The following is a 14,701-nucleotide window of genomic DNA, read 5'->3' on the forward strand; positions in this document are numbered from 1 at the left end:
TGCATGATAGGGCCAGCCCATCAGTACAGGTTCGGCTCCATCTCCAGCTCGACCCCAAAGCGCTCAAGGATATCCGCCTGGATCCGCTGCGCCAGCCCATGCAACTGCGCCCCACTCGCCTGGCCGTAGTTGACCAGCACCAGCGATTGCAAACGGTGCACACCGGCATCGCCATCGCGATACCCCTTCCACCCCGCCTGCTCGATCAACCAGCCGGCCGCCAGCTTCACCTGGCCGTCGGCCTGCGGATACGCCACCACGCCAGGATACTCGGCACGAATGCGCTCGGCCAACGCAGCAGGCACCACAGGATTCTTGAAGAAGCTCCCGGCGTTACCCAGTTCAGCCGGATCTGGCAGCTTTTCCCGACGGATACTGCAGATCGCATCGCTGATCGCCTGCGCGGTCGGCTGCTCGACACCCTGCTCCGCCAGGCGCTGACGCACCGGGCCGTAGTCCAGGTGCGCCTGCAACGACCGGCTCAGCGCAAAGCGCACGCGCAGGATCAGCCAGCGGCCCGGATTGCGCTTGAACAGGCTGTCGCGATAGCCGAAACCGCACGCCTCCAGCGAGAAGTCACGCAGCTCGCCGGTCTCGCGGTCCAGCGCGGTCAAGCCGGCGAACACATCCTTGATCTCCACGCCATAGGCGCCGACGTTCTGCATCGGCGCAGCGCCGACGGTGCCGGGGATCAGGCTGAGGTTCTCCAGCCCGCACAGCCCCTGGTCGAGGCTCCACTGCACGAACGGATGCCAGGGCTCGCCGGCCTCGGCCTCGACCACCACACGCTCGCCGTCATCGCTGAGCAGGCGCCGCCCACGGCTGGCCATATGCAGCACCAGGGCGTCGACATCGCGGGACAGCAGCAGGTTGCTGCCACCGCCAATGACCAGCACCGGCACCTGCCGCTCGGCGGCCTGGGCCAGTGCCTGGCGGGCCTCGTCGTCGTCATGGGCCTGGGTGAAATAACGGGCACTGACGTCGATGCCGAAAGTGTTGTAGGGCTTGAGCGATACCCGCTCCTGCCAGTTCGCCGTCATAACCGCCCCTTGATTTCCACGACCAGCTCACGGCAGGCCGCTTCGATCAGGTCCAGGACCTGCTCGAAACCTTCGGCACCGCCGTAGTAAGGGTCAGGCACTTCGTCCAGGGCCGCGCCATAACGGCGCAGGAACAGGTCGAGCTCGCCCGTGGCGTTGTGCGGGCGCAGGGCCTGCAGGTTGCCGAGGTTGCTCTTGTCCATGGCCAGGACCAGGTCGTACTCGGCGAAATGCGCCGCCTTGACCTGCTGGGCGCGCTGGCGCGACAGGTCGTAGCCGCGGGCCAGCGCGGCCTTGCAGGTACGGCTGTCGGGCGCCTTGCCGACATGCCAGTCGCCGGTACCGGCGGAGGCGACGTGCACCACGTCACCGAGGCCGGCGGCCTCGAGCTGATGGCGCAGCACGCCTTCGGCAGTCGGCGAGCGGCAGATATTGCCGAGGCAGACGAACAGAACGCGCATCAGGCCTCCAGCAAGCGCCGTACGCGCTCCAGGTCTTCAGGGGTATCCACGCCCACGGCCGGAGCCTCGATGGCATCGGCAACGTGGATGCGCACGCCGTGCCACAGGGCACGCAGCTGCTCCAGCGACTCGGTCTGCTCCAGCCAGCATGGGCCCCAGGCGACGAAGTCCTGAAGGAAGCCCACGCGGTAGGCGTACATGCCGATATGGCGGCGGTAAGGAACGCCTTCGGGCATGCGCTCACGGTCCTTGGCAAACGCGTCGCGGGCCCATGGCAACGGGGCGCGGCTGAAGGTCAGGGCCAGGCCGTTCTTGTCGCTGACCACCTTCACCGCGTTAGGGTTGAAGATGGTTTGCGGCGCGTGGATCGGCTCGGCCAAAGTGGCGATGCCGGCCTCGGGGTGCGCGGCGAGGTTGGCCGCCACCTGGTCGATGATCACCGGCGGAATCAGCGGCTCGTCACCCTGCACGTTGACCACGATGGCATCGGCGGCCAGGCCCAGCTGGGCAGCCACTTCGGCCAGGCGGTCGGTGCCCGACTCGTGGTCGGCGCGGGTCAGCAGCACTTCGGCGCCGAACGCCTGGCAGGCCTCGACGATGCTGGCATCGTCGGTGGCAATGACCACGCGGCTGGCGCCGCTCTTGCGCGCCTGCTCCCACACATGCTGGACCATCGGCTTGCCGGCGATCGCCAGCAGCGGCTTGCCCGGCAGGCGCGTGGAGCGCAGCCTGGCGGGGATCACCACGGTGAAGTCCAGGCTCATTTGTCCAGGCGCTCGTCGTCGGTCAGGGTGCGCGCCTCGCTTTCCAGCATCACCGGGATGCCATCGCGAATCGGATAGGCCAGGCCCGCGCCCTTGCTGATCAGCTCGGTCTTGTCGGCGCTGAGCTTGAGCGGGCCCTTGGTGATCGGGCAGGCCAGGATATCGAGCAGTTTGGTGTCCATGGGAGCTTCCTTGAAACGGAAATTGAAAAAGGCTCAGGGCCGGGGGCGGCCAGGCAGCAGGTGATCGAGCTCGGCGTCGAACCAGGCGACGAACGCCTGCGAGGGTACGGCATCGACCGCCAGGTACCACCAGTCGTCGGCAGCGAACGGCCGGCATTTCACCGCATCCTTCTCGGTCATCACCAACGGCAGCGGCGGGCTGAACGACAGCACTTCGCGGCTGTACGGCGCATGGTCGGCAAAGGGGTGCGGCACCGGCTGCCAGTTTAGCCCCAGCAGGGTGTTGAAGAAACGTTGCGGGTTGCCAATGCCGGCCACGGCGTGCAGCGCCTGACCAGCGGGAAACAGGTCGAGCTCGCGGCGCTCGCCGCTGCGCAGGTTGATCAGCGCCGAAGGCTGCAGGCGGAAGGCAAAGCCGCCGTCGCGGTCAGCCTCGGCACCGTTGAACAGCACCGCGTCGGCCTCGGCCAGGCGCTCGGCGGGCTCGCGCAACGGGCCGGCCGGCAGGCAGCGACGGTTGCCCAGGCCACGGGCGGCGTCGATCAGCACCAGCTCCAGGTCGCGGGCCAGGCGGTAATGCTGCATGCCGTCGTCGCACAGGATCAGGTCCGGCGCATCGCTGGCCAGCAGTGCCTGCACGGCACGGGAGCGGTCGGGGTCGATCAGCAGCGGCACGCCGGTGCGCTGGACGATCAGCAAAGGCTCGTCGCCGGCCTGATCGGCGAGCTGGTCGGCGGCGACACGCCAGGGATACTGCGGCGGCTTGGCGCCGTAGCCACGGCTGACCACGCCGACCTTCAGCCCCTGCCGGCGGCAGTGCTCGATCAGCCAGAGGATCATCGGTGTCTTGCCGGTACCGCCCACGGTGATATTGCCCACCACGATCACGGGCACCGGGGCGCGGTAGCTGGGGCTGATGCCGCTGAGAAAGCGCGCACGCTTGCGCGTCACGACGCGACGATACAGCGCCTCCAGCGGGCGCAGCAGGGCCAGCGCCGGGTGCCCGGCATACCAGGCGGCGAGCAGACGGTCGGCGAAGGCCATCAGGGATTGCCCTGCGCGGCCTCGACGGTGGTCATGCGCAACTTGCTGAAGCCGAGCTTGCCGGCCGCATCCATTGCGGTGATCACTGCCTGGTGCGGGGTCTTGCCATCGGCGCTGATCGCCAGCGGCAGGGTGATGTCACCGCCGGACTCCTTCTCGATGGCTTCGGTCAGGGTGGCCAGGTCGCTCTTGGGCAGCAGGTGGTTGTTCACCGAATACACGCCGTCGGCACTGATGGTGACTTCGATCAGCTTGCCATCATCGGGCTGCGCGGGCGCGGCACTGCTTGCTTCAGGGAGCTCGACACGCAGCTGGGTCTCGCGGGTGAAGGTGGTGGTGACCACGAAGAACAGGAGCAGCACGAACACCACGTCGATCAACGACGCCAGGTTGATGTCGACGTTCTCGCGCTGGCGATTGCGCCGGAACTTCACGCCTTGCCTCCGGCCACTTCCACTTCGCGGTCGCCCTGCAGCACCTCGACCAGCTTGATCGCCTCCTGCTCCATGCCCACCACCAGTTCATCGATGCGGCGCAGCAGGAAGCGGTGGAAGAACACCGCCGGGATACCGACCATCAGGCCGGCCGCGGTGGTGACCAGGGCCTTGGAAATACCGCCGGCCAGTACCGCGGCGTTAGCGGTCATCTGCGAGCCCATGAAGGCGCTGAAGATGTCGATCATGCCCAGCACGGTGCCCAGCAGGCCCAGCAGCGGGGCCATGGCGGCGATGGTGCCGAGGGTGCCGATGTAGCGCTCCAGCTCGTGGATGACCCGCGAGGCTGCCTCTTCGATGCACTCCTTCATGATCTCGCGACCATGGCGCGAGTTGGCCAGGCCCGCGGCGAGGATCTCGCCCAGCGGCGAATCGGCGCGCAGGGCCTTGAGCTTGTCACTGGTGAGCTGCTTGTCCTTGATCCACATCCACACCTGGCCCAGCAAGTGCGGTGGGCTGACACGGCTGGCGCGCAAGGTCCATAGACGCTCGACGACGATCGCCATGGCAACGATGGAGCTCAGGATGATCGGCAGCATCATCCAGCCACCGGACTTGACCAATTCCCACACAGTAAGCATCCCCTCGGAAAAAGGCCGCCACTCTACCATAGGAGCGCCTGGGGCTCATCTGCCGGAGGTCAGGGAATCGCCCACCGCATGGCAACGTGGGCTTGCCCCGCGATAGCGTCATTCGCCTTCGCGCCAGAACCTGCGCTGCGCACGCCCCTCCACCACCGCACCCTGGCGCCCCAGGCGCAACTCCAGCGCGCCCGCCAGCGCCGTGTCATGCACCTGCACCCCATGGCGCCGATAGCGCTCGATCACCTGCGCATGCGGATGCCCGAAACCGTTGTTCCTCCCCCGCGAAATCATCACCCCGCGCGGCGCCAGCGCCTTGATGAACGGTTCGGTGGACGACGTGCGGCTGCCATGGTGCGGCGCCTGCAGCCAGTCGATACGCGGATCCTCGCTGGCCGCCAGCCAAGCCCGCTCCGCCGCGGCCTCCATGTCGCCGGCCAGCAGCAGGCGCTCGCCATTGGCCACCACCCGCAGCACGCAGGAACGGTCGTTGCTGGACGTGCCTTGCGGCCAATGCCACAGCTCGAAATCGACCCCATCCCAGCGCCAGTGCTCACCACTTTCGCACAGCGCGGCAGGCGCAAGCCCGGCAACCTCCCCGGCCAGCACCCGCGTCACCGCCAGCCCCCGGCGCACCGCCGCCGCCCCGCCGGCATGATCGGCGTGACCGTGGCTGACCAGCATCAGGTCGAGGTGCCTGACCCCCAACCTGCGCAAGGTCGGCAGCACCACGCTCTCGCCCAGGTCGCTGTCCCCATGCGCAGGCCCGGCGTCGTACAACAGCGCGTGATGACGGGTACGCAGCAGCACCGCCAGGCCCTGGCCGACATCCAGCTGCCACACCTGCACCTGCCCATGGGGCACCTCCTCGCGCGGCGCCCACAAGGCCAGCAGCATCACCGCGCCCGGCAAACGCAACGGCACGCCCCGAGGCAGCAGCACCAACAGCGCGCCCAGCGCGACCAACAGCCAGGCCCACAGCGGCAACGGTTCGGGCAGCCATGCAGGCAACTGCCCCGCAAGCTGCGCCAGCAGGCGAAACAGCCCCTCCAGCGAAAGCCCCGCCAGCCACAGCAGCCCCTCCCCCACCCCAGCCACCGGCAACGCCGCCGTACCAAGCAAGGCCAGCGGCAAAACCGCGAAACTGATCCAGGGCACCGCCAGCAGGTTGGCCAGCGGCGCCGTCAGGCTGACCGGCAGCCCCAGCGCCAGCAGCACCGGCAACAGGCCCACGGCGATTACCCACTGGGCGCGGCTCCAGGCCTGCCAGGGCCGCCAGGCGCCGAGCCGGGCAGAGAAGCACAGCACCAGCACGCCAACCGCGGCAAATGACAGCCAGAAACCCGGCAGCAGACTGGCCAATGGATTGATCAGCAACACCCCCGACAACGCCAACAGCAGCGGCAAGGCTGCCCCCAGGTGCCTGAAGCGCAGGCGCCAGAGCAACACCACCGCCAGCATCAGGCAGGCCCGTTGCACCGGCACGCCGAAGCCGGCCAGCCAGCCGTAGCCCAATGCCGCGGCCATGGCCAGGCCACAAGCCCAGGGCAGCCACGGCCAGCGCGATGGCCAGGCGCCCAGCCGCGCCAGGCCCGCGACCAGGCCGTACACCAGCCCGGCCAACAGCCCGATATGCTGGCCAGAGATCACCAGCAGGTGCACCGTGCCGGTGGCCTGCAGGGTCTGCCAATCCTCGCGTGCCAGCCCGGCGCCGTCGCCCAGCACCAGGGCCGTCAGCGCCGCCTCGCGCCCATGGGCATCCACGTTCATCAACCGCTGGCGCACGGCATCGCGCCAATGCACCGCAGCCTGCCCGACCTGCTCGCCGGCCTTGACCGAGCCAGTGGCGCCGATACCCCGGGCCAACAACAATGCTTCGCGGTCCGGGCCATGGGGGTTGAGCAGCCCATGGGGCTGGCGCAGGTTCACCACCAGGCGCCAACGCTCACCGGCGCGCAATTCAGGCCCGGCAAACCAGCTAAGTTGCAGGCGCCTGGGCAATTGCGCCCGGCGCGACTCAGCATGCTCCAGCTCGAAACGCACGCCGCGCTCCGTGCGGGTCGGCAGCCCCACCACCCGCCCCTCCAACCACAGTGTGCGGCCATCCAGCGCCGGGGCCAGGCGATCATCCAGCGCCTGCTGCGCCGACCAGCAGGCCCAACAGCCACCCAGCACGAACCAGCCCAGCGGCCAGATCCGCGTGCGCAGACAGGCCAAGGCCAGCAACAGCAACGGAATCAGCCACCCGACCGGCGGCAAAACGGGCAAAAAGCGCAGGCTCAACAGCCCGAGCACCAGCGCCAGCATCCCTGTGCGCATGAGATAGAGCTCCAGAAGCGATCACGACCCCTGAGGCTTAGCCGATTGGCGGGGAAAACCTGCTAATCAATTGTCACAAACTCTGAACGAGGCTGCGTTTCAATCAGGGCATACTGACGCCCTTCAACCCTGCCGGGAGCCCACATGCCGCGCCGTCTGTTCAAACGCTACATGCCGGACCCGACCAGCATCCGCGAACATAAATCCTTACGCTTCTTCGGCAAGCTGCTGCACGACCCCAACCTCTGGCACCTGAATCGCCATTCGGTGGCGCGGGCCATGGGCGTCGGCCTGTTCGCCGCGCTCATTCCCATCCCCATGCAAATGCTGCTGGCCGCCGCGCTGGCCATTCCCGTGCGCGGCAACCTGCCGATCGCGGTGAGCCTGGTGTGGCTGACCAACCCACTGACCATGCCGCCGGTGTTCTTCGTCACCTACATGACCGGTGCCTGGCTGCTGCAGGTACCGCCACGCACGCTGCCCGAGTCGATCACCGTCGACTGGGTCACCGAGCAGCTGGCGTCGATCTGGCAACCGTTCCTGCTCGGCTCGGTGGTGTGCGGGGTGGTGCTGGGCGTGCTCGCCTACTTCACCACCATGGGCTACTGGCGCTGGTGGGTGGGCCGGCAGTGGCGCCGGCGCCAGTGTCGCTGCGCTGCCAACCCCAACCCGGGCTCAGGCGCGCATGCCGCGGCCGCTGACCAGCAGGCGCACGCACAGCACGTAGAGCACCGCGGTGGCCACCAGCATGAAGCTGATCGCCGTGCCAATACTGATATCCGACACCCCTAGGATGCCGTAGCGGAACGAGTTGACCATGTGCAGCACCGGGTTTGCCAGCGATACGGTCTGCCAGAACGGCGGCAGCAGGTTGATCGAGTAGAACACCCCGCCCAGGTAGGTCAGCGGTGTCAGCACGAAGGTCGGGATGATCGAGATATCGTCGAAGTTGCGGGCGAACACCGCGTTGACGAAGCCCAGCAGCGAGAAGATGGTCGCGGTCAGCAACACCACGATGACGGTCACCCCCAGGTGATGCACCTGCAAATGGGTAAAGAACAGCGACAGGAAGGTCACGATCACCCCCACCGCCAAGCCGCGCAACACGCCACCCAACACATAGCCGACCAGGATGGTGTGCGGCGACACCGGTGACACCATCAGTTCCTCGATGGAGCGCTGGAACTTGCTGCCGAAGAAGCTCGATACCACGTTGCCGTAAGAGTTGGTGATCACCGACATCATGATCAGCCCCGGCACGATGTACTCCATGTAGGTGAAGCCACCCATGTCGCCGATCTGCCGGCCGATCAGGTTACCGAAGATCACGAAGTACAGGACCATGGTGATCGCCGGCGGCAGCAGGGTCTGCGGCCAGATACGCAGGAAGCGCCGCACTTCGCGGTAGACGATGGTGTTCAGGGCGACCCAGTTGGTGCGCAGTTCCACACTCATATGGCCACCTTCGACAGGTTCTTTTCCACCAGGGACACGAACAGCTCCTCGAGTCGGTTGGTCTTGTTGCGCAGGCTCTGCACCTCGATGTTCTGCAGCGCCAGCTGGCCGAACAGCGCGGTGATGCCAATGTCCTTGTCCACCTGCACCTCCAGCGTGTGCGGGGTGATCAGCCGGCACGGGTAGCCCTGCAGCTCGGGCGCGGCGGGCAGGTCGTGGCGCAGGTCAAGGACGAAGGTCTCGACATGCAGCTTGCCCAGCAGCTGGCGCATGCTGGTGTTCTCGACGATGGTGCCGTGGTCGATGATGCCGATGTTGCGGCACAGCTGCTCGGCCTCTTCGAGGTAGTGGGTGGTGAGGATGATGGTGATGCCTTTCTGGTTGAGCTCGGTGAGGAAGCTCCACATCGAACGGCGCAGCTCGATGTCCACCCCCGCAGTCGGCTCGTCGAGGATCAGCAGGCGCGGCTCGTGGATCAGCGCCCGGGCGATCATCAGCCGGCGCTTCATGCCGCCGGACAGCGAGCGCGAAGGCACGTCGCGCTTGTCCCACAGGCCCAGTTGCGTGAGGTACTGCTCGGCGCGCTCCTTGGCCACCTTGGGCGGGATGCCGTAGTAGCCGGCCTGGGTAACTACGATATCGAAGGTCTTCTCGAACTGGTTGAAGTTGAACTCTTGGGGCACCACGCCCAGGCAGCGCTTGAGCGCCGCGGGCGAGCGGTCCAGGTCGTTGCCGAACACGTTGACCGTGCCGCTGGTCTTGTTCACCAGGGTCGAGAGAATGCCGATGGTGGTGGACTTGCCGGCGCCATTGGGGCCGAGCAAGGCGAAGAAGTCGCCTTCGGCAACATCCAGGTCGATGCCCTTGAGGGCCTGGAAGCCGTTGCCGTAGGTCTTGGTCAGCTGTCGAATGGACAGGGCGGAACTCATGGCGGGTCAGGTACCGATGAAAAAGGTTCGGGACACGCCAGGCAAAGACACTGGCGCAGTGAGTGCGGCCATGGTGCAAGGCCCGGCCGCACAAGTACAGTCACATGTATCGATAGTGACTATCGAAGTGGCGTCACGTCAGGGCGGTCATCACCGCCGCCTGGTAGGCCGGGCGTTGCTTGAGGCGCTCGTACCAGGCTTCGAGGTGATACATGGCCGGGCGTTCAATCGGCATTTCGAACCAGGCGTAGATGAAGCTGCCCAGGGGGATGTCGCCCATGCCGATCTGCTCGCCCGAGAGGTACGGCTGCTTGGCCAGGGTCTCGTCGGCAATGGCCAGCAACTGGGCGCATTGCTTGTGCGCGGCGTTGATCGCCACCCAGTCGCGCTGGTCCTCGGGGGTGCGCAGCAGGCCCCAGAACAGCGGGCGGAAGGGGCCGGCGAAGGACGAGGTGGTCCAGTCCATCCACTTGTCCGCCAGGGCGCGCTGGCGCGGGTCGTTCAGGTACCAGCCCTGCTCTGCGCCGTACTCGGCGCACAGGTAGCGCACGATGGTGTTGGACTCCCACAGCACCAGATCGCCGTCTTCGAGCATGGGCACCAGGCCGTTGGGGTTCAGGGCCCGGTAGTGCGGTTCGTTGACCACGCCGAAGGCGCCGCCGGCATCGATGGACTCAAAGTCCAGGCCCAGCTCGTGGGCGATCCACAACGCCTTGCGCACATTGCTCGAATTCTTGCGGCCCCAGATCTTCAGCATGGCAACGTCCTTATGAATGCGGGAGGTGGGACAGTCTACTCCAAGCGGTGAGCGGTGCCAGCGGCCCCCGCGATCTGTCAGATATTTCCGAACCTGAAACCAAATGCTTCAGCCAGCAAAGCTTGGGAACTATCCTACGCGCTTGCCGGAAGCCGCCGCGTTGTCGGGGAAATACCCCAGGGATAACTTCACCGGGTCGCCACATTTGGTGACCGGGTGTGAGAAACCCGATTCCCACAACGGTAACGCGCCTCCGTCATGGTGGCCGTGTGCGGGCAGACCTCGGTCTGGCCGGGTTTACCTTGTGGCCCGGATTTCTCACCCCGTACATGGCTGCCACCTTGATCTCGTGAGAAAGGATGCGGGTGGTGGTGTACTCGTAACCACAAGGAAGCTCTACCATGAAAAAAATCGTCCCAGACCCACCCCGCCTCGCCCCCTTCATCAGCATCCGCCCCACCCTCACCCGCGAAGAAGCCATGTCCGCCGCCGTCGAAGTGGCCACCGCCATTTCCGACGTCCTCGATATCTACTTCAAGACCAAGCCCGGCGAAACCCAGGACCGCCTGTTCACCGCCAGCGACTACCTCGGTCAGCTCGCCTGCGCCCTGCTCGAGCACAAGCCACAGGTGCAGCCATGAGCCGCGGCCATACCGCAGGCCGCACCACCTGCCTGGACCTGTTCAAGATCGAGCCGGGCGTTACCTTCGAGGATGCCTTCAGCGAGCTGTCGGTGCTGCTCGGCTGCATTCGCCACCTGACCTGCGAAGCGGAAATGGAGGGCGACCTGCTGGCCGGCAGCTCGGCGCGCATCCTCAGCGCCATGGCCAAGGCGCTGATCGACGACATGGAGCTGGGGTTGAATCGCGCCAGATAATCTGATGACCGCATCGCGGGGCAGGCCCGCGCCCACGCCCACATTGCATATCTGGCGTGGGAGCGGGCTTGCCCCGCGATGACTGCATGACATTCCCCACCGAACTCCCAGCGCCCCGCCCTGTCATTTCCTAGGCAGGCCATCCACCCCGGCGCGTCTAAGCTCTTTGGGTTGGCCTAACGCTCGCTTCCAAGGAGGAAGAATCATGTTGCTGTTGTGGTTGCTGGTCCTGGTGCTTGGCGCCGCGTATCTCCTGCACCGGCGCCTGGCGCCCCTGCAGATCCTCGCGGCCATCGCCGCCTATACCCTGCTGATGGGCATCTTCAGCACCGCGCCAGGCTGGCTGCTGGCGCTGATCTGGGTGGTGATCGCCGTCAAGGCGGCCTTCTTCGCCCTGCCGGAGCTGCGCCGTAAACTGTTCACCGCACCGATGTTCGGCTGGTTCCAGCGCGTCCTGCCGCCGATGTCGCCCACCGAGCGCGAAGCCATCGATGCCGGCACCGTGTGGTGGGACGGCCACCTGTTCAGCGGCCGCCCCGACTGGGACACCCTGCTCGACTACCCCGCGCCCAAGCTCAGCGAGGAAGAACAGGCCTTCATCGACGGCCCCACGAAGCAACTGTGCGCCATGGTCAGCGACTGGCAGATCGGCCAGGACCTCGACCTGCCGCCGCAGGCCTGGGATTTCATCAAGCAGCACGGCTTCTTCGCCCTGATCATCCCCAAGGAATACGGCGGCAAGGGCTTCTCGGCCTACGCCCACTCGCAGGTGGCGATGAAACTGGCCACCCGCAGCGGCGACCTGGCCTCCACGGTGATGGTGCCCAACTCCCTGGGCCCGGCCGAGCTGCTGCTGCACTACGGCACCGAGGCGCAACGCAACCACTACCTGCCGCGCCTGGCCCGCGGCGACGACATCCCCTGCTTCGCCCTCACAGGCCCCCTGGCCGGCTCCGACGCCGGCGCCATGCCCGACACCGGCGTCATCTGCAAAGGCCAGTGGCAAGGCGAGGAAGTCATCGGCCTGCGCCTGAACTGGGAGAAGCGCTACATCACCCTCGGCCCGGTAGCCACCCTGCTCGGCCTGGCCTTCAAGGCCTACGACCCCGAGCACCTGTTGGGTGAACAGGCCGAGCTGGGCATCAGCCTGGCGCTGATCCCCACCGACCTGCCGGGCGTGGAGATCGGCCAGCGCCACCTGCCCCTGGGCGCGGCGTTCATGAACGGGCCCAACAGCGGCAAGGATGTGTTCGTGCCGCTGGACTGCCTGATCGGCGGCCAGGAAATGCTCGGCAAGGGCTGGATGATGCTGATGAACTGCCTGTCGGTGGGCCGCTCCATCTCCCTGCCCGCGGTCGGCACCGGCGCGGCCAAGTACACCAGCCTGGTCACCGGCCAGTACGCCCGCGTGCGCGAACAGTTCAACGTGCCACTGGCCGCCTTCGAGGGCATCCAGGAGTCGCTGGCGCGCATCGGCGGCAACGCCTGGCTGATGGACAGCGCCCGCCTGCTCACCGCCCAGGCCGTGGACCTGGGCGAAAAACCCTCGGTGCTGTCGGCGATCCTCAAGTACCACCTCACCGAGCGCGGTCGCGAATGCATCCAGCACGCCATGGACGTGCACGGCGGCAAGGGCATCATCATGGGCCCGAACAACTACCTGGGGCGTAACTGGCAAGGCGCGCCGATCTTCATCACCGTCGAGGGCGCCAACATTCTCTCGCGCAACCTGATGATCTTTGGCCAGGGCGCCATCCGCTGCCACCCGTTCGTGCTCAGGGAAATGGCCCTGGCCGGGCGCGAGGACCATGACCAGGCGCTCAAAGAGTTCGACGACCTGCTGATGCAGCACATCCTGTTCGCCGCCGGCAACGCCGCCAGCACCCTGGTGCTGGGTCTGGGCCTGGGGCATTTCGAGAAGGTCCCGGGCGACGCCCTGAGCCAGGGCTATTTCCGCGCCCTCAACCGCCAGGCGGCGGCCTTCGCTTTGCTGGCCGACCTGTCGATGATGCTGCTGGGCGGTGCGCTCAAGCGCCGCGAGCGCCTGAGCGCCCGACTGGGCGATGTACTCAGCTACCTCTACCTGTCCAGCGCCGCGCTCAAGCGCTACCACGACCTGGGCTCGCCCGAGCACCTGCGCCCGTTGTTGCGCTGGGCAATGGAGGAAAACCTGGGCCAGGCGGAAAAGGCGCTCGCCGCGCTGCTCGACAACTTCCCCAACCGCTTCATCGGCTGCGCCCTGCGCGTGCTGGTGTTCCCATTTGGCCGCAGGCATAGCGGTCCGAGCGATGAGCTGGATGCCGAGGTGGCCGCCTTGATCGGCCGGCGCAAAGGCGACCCGGCGCTCGAAGCAGTGCTGGAGGGCTGCTTCAGGCCTCAGGCCGAAGGCGACCCGGTGGCCGCGCTACAGACGGCCTGTGACCTGCTGGACGATGCGGCCCCCTTACACAAGGCGCTGCATCAGGCGGTCAAGGAAGGCAAGGTGCAGGCGGCAGCCGGGCAATCGGTGATCGACGCCGCCATCGAAGCGGGTGTGCTGCAAGCGGAGGAAGGCCAGCGCCTGCATCAAGCCGAGCAGGCACGCCGGGTGGTGATTGATGTGGATGCGTTCGACAAGGCGCAACTGGAGCCTGTGACAGGCAAGATTCGCTGATAGGACGACGGGTCGCTGTGCGGCCCTTTCGCCGGCTTGCCGGCGAAAAGGCCGGGTGCCTCCCTCGCCCAACCGGCGTATACTCCGCCCCCCGTTTCAACCACCGAGGAGCGCCGCCATGGCCAACCCCCACCTGGAATACCACCTGCAACTGCTCCACCACCTGCGTACCATCCTGGCCGCGCTGGGTGAAGCCGAACAGGTTCCGGAGGAAAGCCACGCCCTGTTCCTCGAGCGCTTCGACGAACTGCTCACCCTGCTGCCGCAGGACCCGCTGCAAAGCCAGTACCTGGGCCAGGACCTGATCTGCCAGGTGATCCAGCGCTATCCGCAGATCGCCCACCTGGTGCCGCGTGATTTGTTGTGGTTCTTTGGTGGCGATTGCCTGCACTTCATGCCGGATGAAGAGCTGGAGCTTTACCAGACGCTAGAAGAGCGCCGGTACGAAGCAGAGCAGAGCGGTGAAGCGTTTGATTGGCATCAAGAAAAGCAACTGCTAGCCAAACCTGCTCAGGGTGATATTCACTGATCTGGTATAGATGCATCCCGGCCTGATCTGGGCCGGGAACCCCAATCGCCATAGCAGGGCAAGTGAACTCACTCTGACAAATCACGATCTAGCAAGTCAGGGGAAATACTAGCCTTGCCCCCAAAAAAATGATGCGCCGAAGAAAATAAGAACTCGGCTTCCAGTCGAAGTCGCTGTACCTGCGAAGGGGGGTGCTGCCCTTTACTTTCTTCATAACGCCTCCACGCATCGACCGCCCGTTTACATATCTCCAGCTGGACTTCCAAATCCGTCTTTCCGATCGTCACGGTCATTGCTCCTTCCTTGTTCAAGGGAGAATGGAATCAGGTGCGCCCAACATTCCCCCCTGACAGAGTAAACTGATGGAGCGAGTCCGAACGAACATCGGGCTCGTAACGAGTAGCATCATGCCGTTGTACGCCTCCAGACGACATTAGCCAACTAGTAAAATTGATAGGCATGCCGAGCCAGCTCGCCCCAAAAACCAACCATACGAGCAAAAAAAAAACGCCACTTCAAACGAAGTGGCGTTTTCAATTTGGAGCGGGAAACGAGACTCGAACTCGCGACCCCGACCTTGGCAAGGTCGTGCTCTACCAACTGAGCTATTCCCGCA

At 65.9% G+C, this 14,701-nt stretch carries 17 protein-coding genes and 1 tRNA gene; 5 read left to right on the forward strand and 13 right to left on the reverse strand.

Translation table 11 applies throughout. The annotated features are described in order from the left end of the window. Positions 1-20 precede the first annotated feature (20 nt). From murB to BMY03_RS07240, 8 genes are all read right to left on the reverse strand, one after another. Complete coding sequence (murB, locus tag BMY03_RS07205; protein ID WP_094010655.1) at positions 21-1,040, reverse strand: UDP-N-acetylmuramate dehydrogenase; 1,020 nt, start codon at positions 1,038-1,040, stop codon at positions 21-23. After that, a complete protein-coding gene (locus tag BMY03_RS07210; protein ID WP_038705674.1) occupies positions 1,037-1,501 on the reverse strand; it encodes a low molecular weight protein-tyrosine-phosphatase in 465 nt (154 codons plus the stop codon). The genes murB and BMY03_RS07210 overlap by 4 nt, the downstream gene beginning before the upstream one ends. Beyond that, entirely contained in the window at positions 1,501-2,265 is a 765-nt protein-coding gene (gene kdsB / locus BMY03_RS07215; RefSeq protein ID WP_094010656.1) for a 3-deoxy-manno-octulosonate cytidylyltransferase, read from the reverse strand. The genes BMY03_RS07210 and kdsB overlap by 1 nt, the downstream gene beginning before the upstream one ends. Further along, positions 2,262-2,447: a Trm112 family protein gene (locus BMY03_RS07220; RefSeq protein WP_003247142.1), complete on the reverse strand. Its 186-nt coding sequence runs from the start codon at positions 2,445-2,447 to the stop codon at positions 2,262-2,264. Before BMY03_RS07220 ends, kdsB begins: the two co-directional genes overlap by 4 nt. Positions 2,448-2,480: 33 nt before the next feature. Next, entirely contained in the window at positions 2,481-3,491 is a 1,011-nt protein-coding gene (lpxK, locus tag BMY03_RS07225; RefSeq protein ID WP_094010657.1) for a tetraacyldisaccharide 4'-kinase, read from the reverse strand. Next, positions 3,491-3,925, reverse strand: a complete 435-nt coding sequence (locus tag BMY03_RS07230) for an ExbD/TolR family protein (RefSeq protein WP_023632003.1) — start codon at positions 3,923-3,925, stop codon at positions 3,491-3,493. Before BMY03_RS07230 ends, lpxK begins: the two co-directional genes overlap by 1 nt. Then, complete coding sequence (locus BMY03_RS07235) at positions 3,922-4,557, reverse strand: MotA/TolQ/ExbB proton channel family protein (protein WP_031315993.1); 636 nt, start codon at positions 4,555-4,557, stop codon at positions 3,922-3,924. Before BMY03_RS07235 ends, BMY03_RS07230 begins: the two co-directional genes overlap by 4 nt. Positions 4,558-4,674: 117 nt before the next feature. Beyond that, positions 4,675-6,885 carry a DNA internalization-related competence protein ComEC/Rec2 gene (locus tag BMY03_RS07240; protein ID WP_094010658.1) on the reverse strand — a complete coding sequence of 737 codons (2,211 nt, stop codon included), beginning with the start codon at positions 6,883-6,885 and terminating at the stop codon, positions 4,675-4,677. Between the two features lie 144 nt (positions 6,886-7,029). On the opposite strand from BMY03_RS07240, the gene BMY03_RS07245 reads away from it, so the two are divergent. Next, positions 7,030-7,677 (forward strand): DUF2062 domain-containing protein, encoded by a 648-nt coding sequence (locus BMY03_RS07245; protein ID WP_123902457.1) that lies wholly within the window; start codon positions 7,030-7,032, stop codon positions 7,675-7,677. On the opposite strand, the gene BMY03_RS07250 is transcribed toward BMY03_RS07245, so the two are convergent. The 3 genes from BMY03_RS07250 to BMY03_RS07260 form a co-directional block, all read right to left on the reverse strand. Next, positions 7,561-8,340 carry an ABC transporter permease gene (locus BMY03_RS07250; RefSeq protein WP_023631459.1) on the reverse strand — a complete coding sequence of 260 codons (780 nt, stop codon included), beginning with the start codon at positions 8,338-8,340 and terminating at the stop codon, positions 7,561-7,563. The two genes, BMY03_RS07245 and BMY03_RS07250, sit on opposite strands and share 117 nt — an antisense overlap. Further along, positions 8,337-9,269: an ABC transporter ATP-binding protein gene (locus BMY03_RS07255; protein ID WP_023631458.1), complete on the reverse strand. Its 933-nt coding sequence runs from the start codon at positions 9,267-9,269 to the stop codon at positions 8,337-8,339. The genes BMY03_RS07250 and BMY03_RS07255 overlap by 4 nt, the downstream gene beginning before the upstream one ends. A gap of 133 nt (positions 9,270-9,402) precedes the next feature. Continuing rightward, complete coding sequence (locus tag BMY03_RS07260) at positions 9,403-10,026, reverse strand: glutathione S-transferase (RefSeq protein WP_094010659.1); 624 nt, start codon at positions 10,024-10,026, stop codon at positions 9,403-9,405. Positions 10,027-10,427: 401 nt separating this feature from the next. Here BMY03_RS07260 and BMY03_RS07265 point away from each other — a divergent pair, with 401 nt between their 5' ends. The 4 genes from BMY03_RS07265 (at position 10,428) to BMY03_RS07280 (ending at position 14,085) form a co-directional block, all read left to right on the forward strand. Continuing rightward, positions 10,428-10,667, forward strand: coding sequence for a hypothetical protein (locus BMY03_RS07265; protein ID WP_023631456.1), 240 nt, complete (start codon positions 10,428-10,430; stop codon positions 10,665-10,667). After that, a complete protein-coding gene (locus tag BMY03_RS07270) occupies positions 10,664-10,903 on the forward strand; it encodes a DUF3077 domain-containing protein (protein ID WP_023631455.1) in 240 nt (79 codons plus the stop codon). The genes BMY03_RS07265 and BMY03_RS07270 overlap by 4 nt, the downstream gene beginning before the upstream one ends. A 205-nt stretch (positions 10,904-11,108) precedes the next feature. Beyond that, entirely contained in the window at positions 11,109-13,556 is a 2,448-nt protein-coding gene (locus BMY03_RS07275) for an acyl-CoA dehydrogenase (RefSeq protein WP_094010660.1), read from the forward strand. A 118-nt stretch (positions 13,557-13,674) separates the two neighbouring features. Next, the gene (locus BMY03_RS07280) at positions 13,675-14,085 is read left to right on the forward strand and encodes a PA2817 family protein (RefSeq protein ID WP_023630023.1); all 411 of its coding nucleotides are present in this window, start codon (positions 13,675-13,677) and stop codon (positions 14,083-14,085) included. Between the two features lie 68 nt (positions 14,086-14,153). Here the strand turns inward: BMY03_RS07280 and BMY03_RS07285 are convergent, their stop codons facing one another. Together BMY03_RS07285 and BMY03_RS07290 are read right to left on the reverse strand one after the other, a co-directional pair. Beyond that, the gene (locus BMY03_RS07285; protein WP_023630022.1) at positions 14,154-14,378 is read right to left on the reverse strand and encodes a hypothetical protein; all 225 of its coding nucleotides are present in this window, start codon (positions 14,376-14,378) and stop codon (positions 14,154-14,156) included. Positions 14,379-14,624: 246 nt separating this feature from the next. After that, positions 14,625-14,700: transfer RNA gene (locus BMY03_RS07290), tRNA-Gly, on the reverse strand. Between the last annotated feature and the right edge of the window lies 1 nt (position 14,701).

The organism is Pseudomonas soli (assembly GCF_900110655.1).
Lineage (GTDB): Bacteria > Pseudomonadota > Gammaproteobacteria > Pseudomonadales > Pseudomonadaceae > Aquipseudomonas > Aquipseudomonas soli.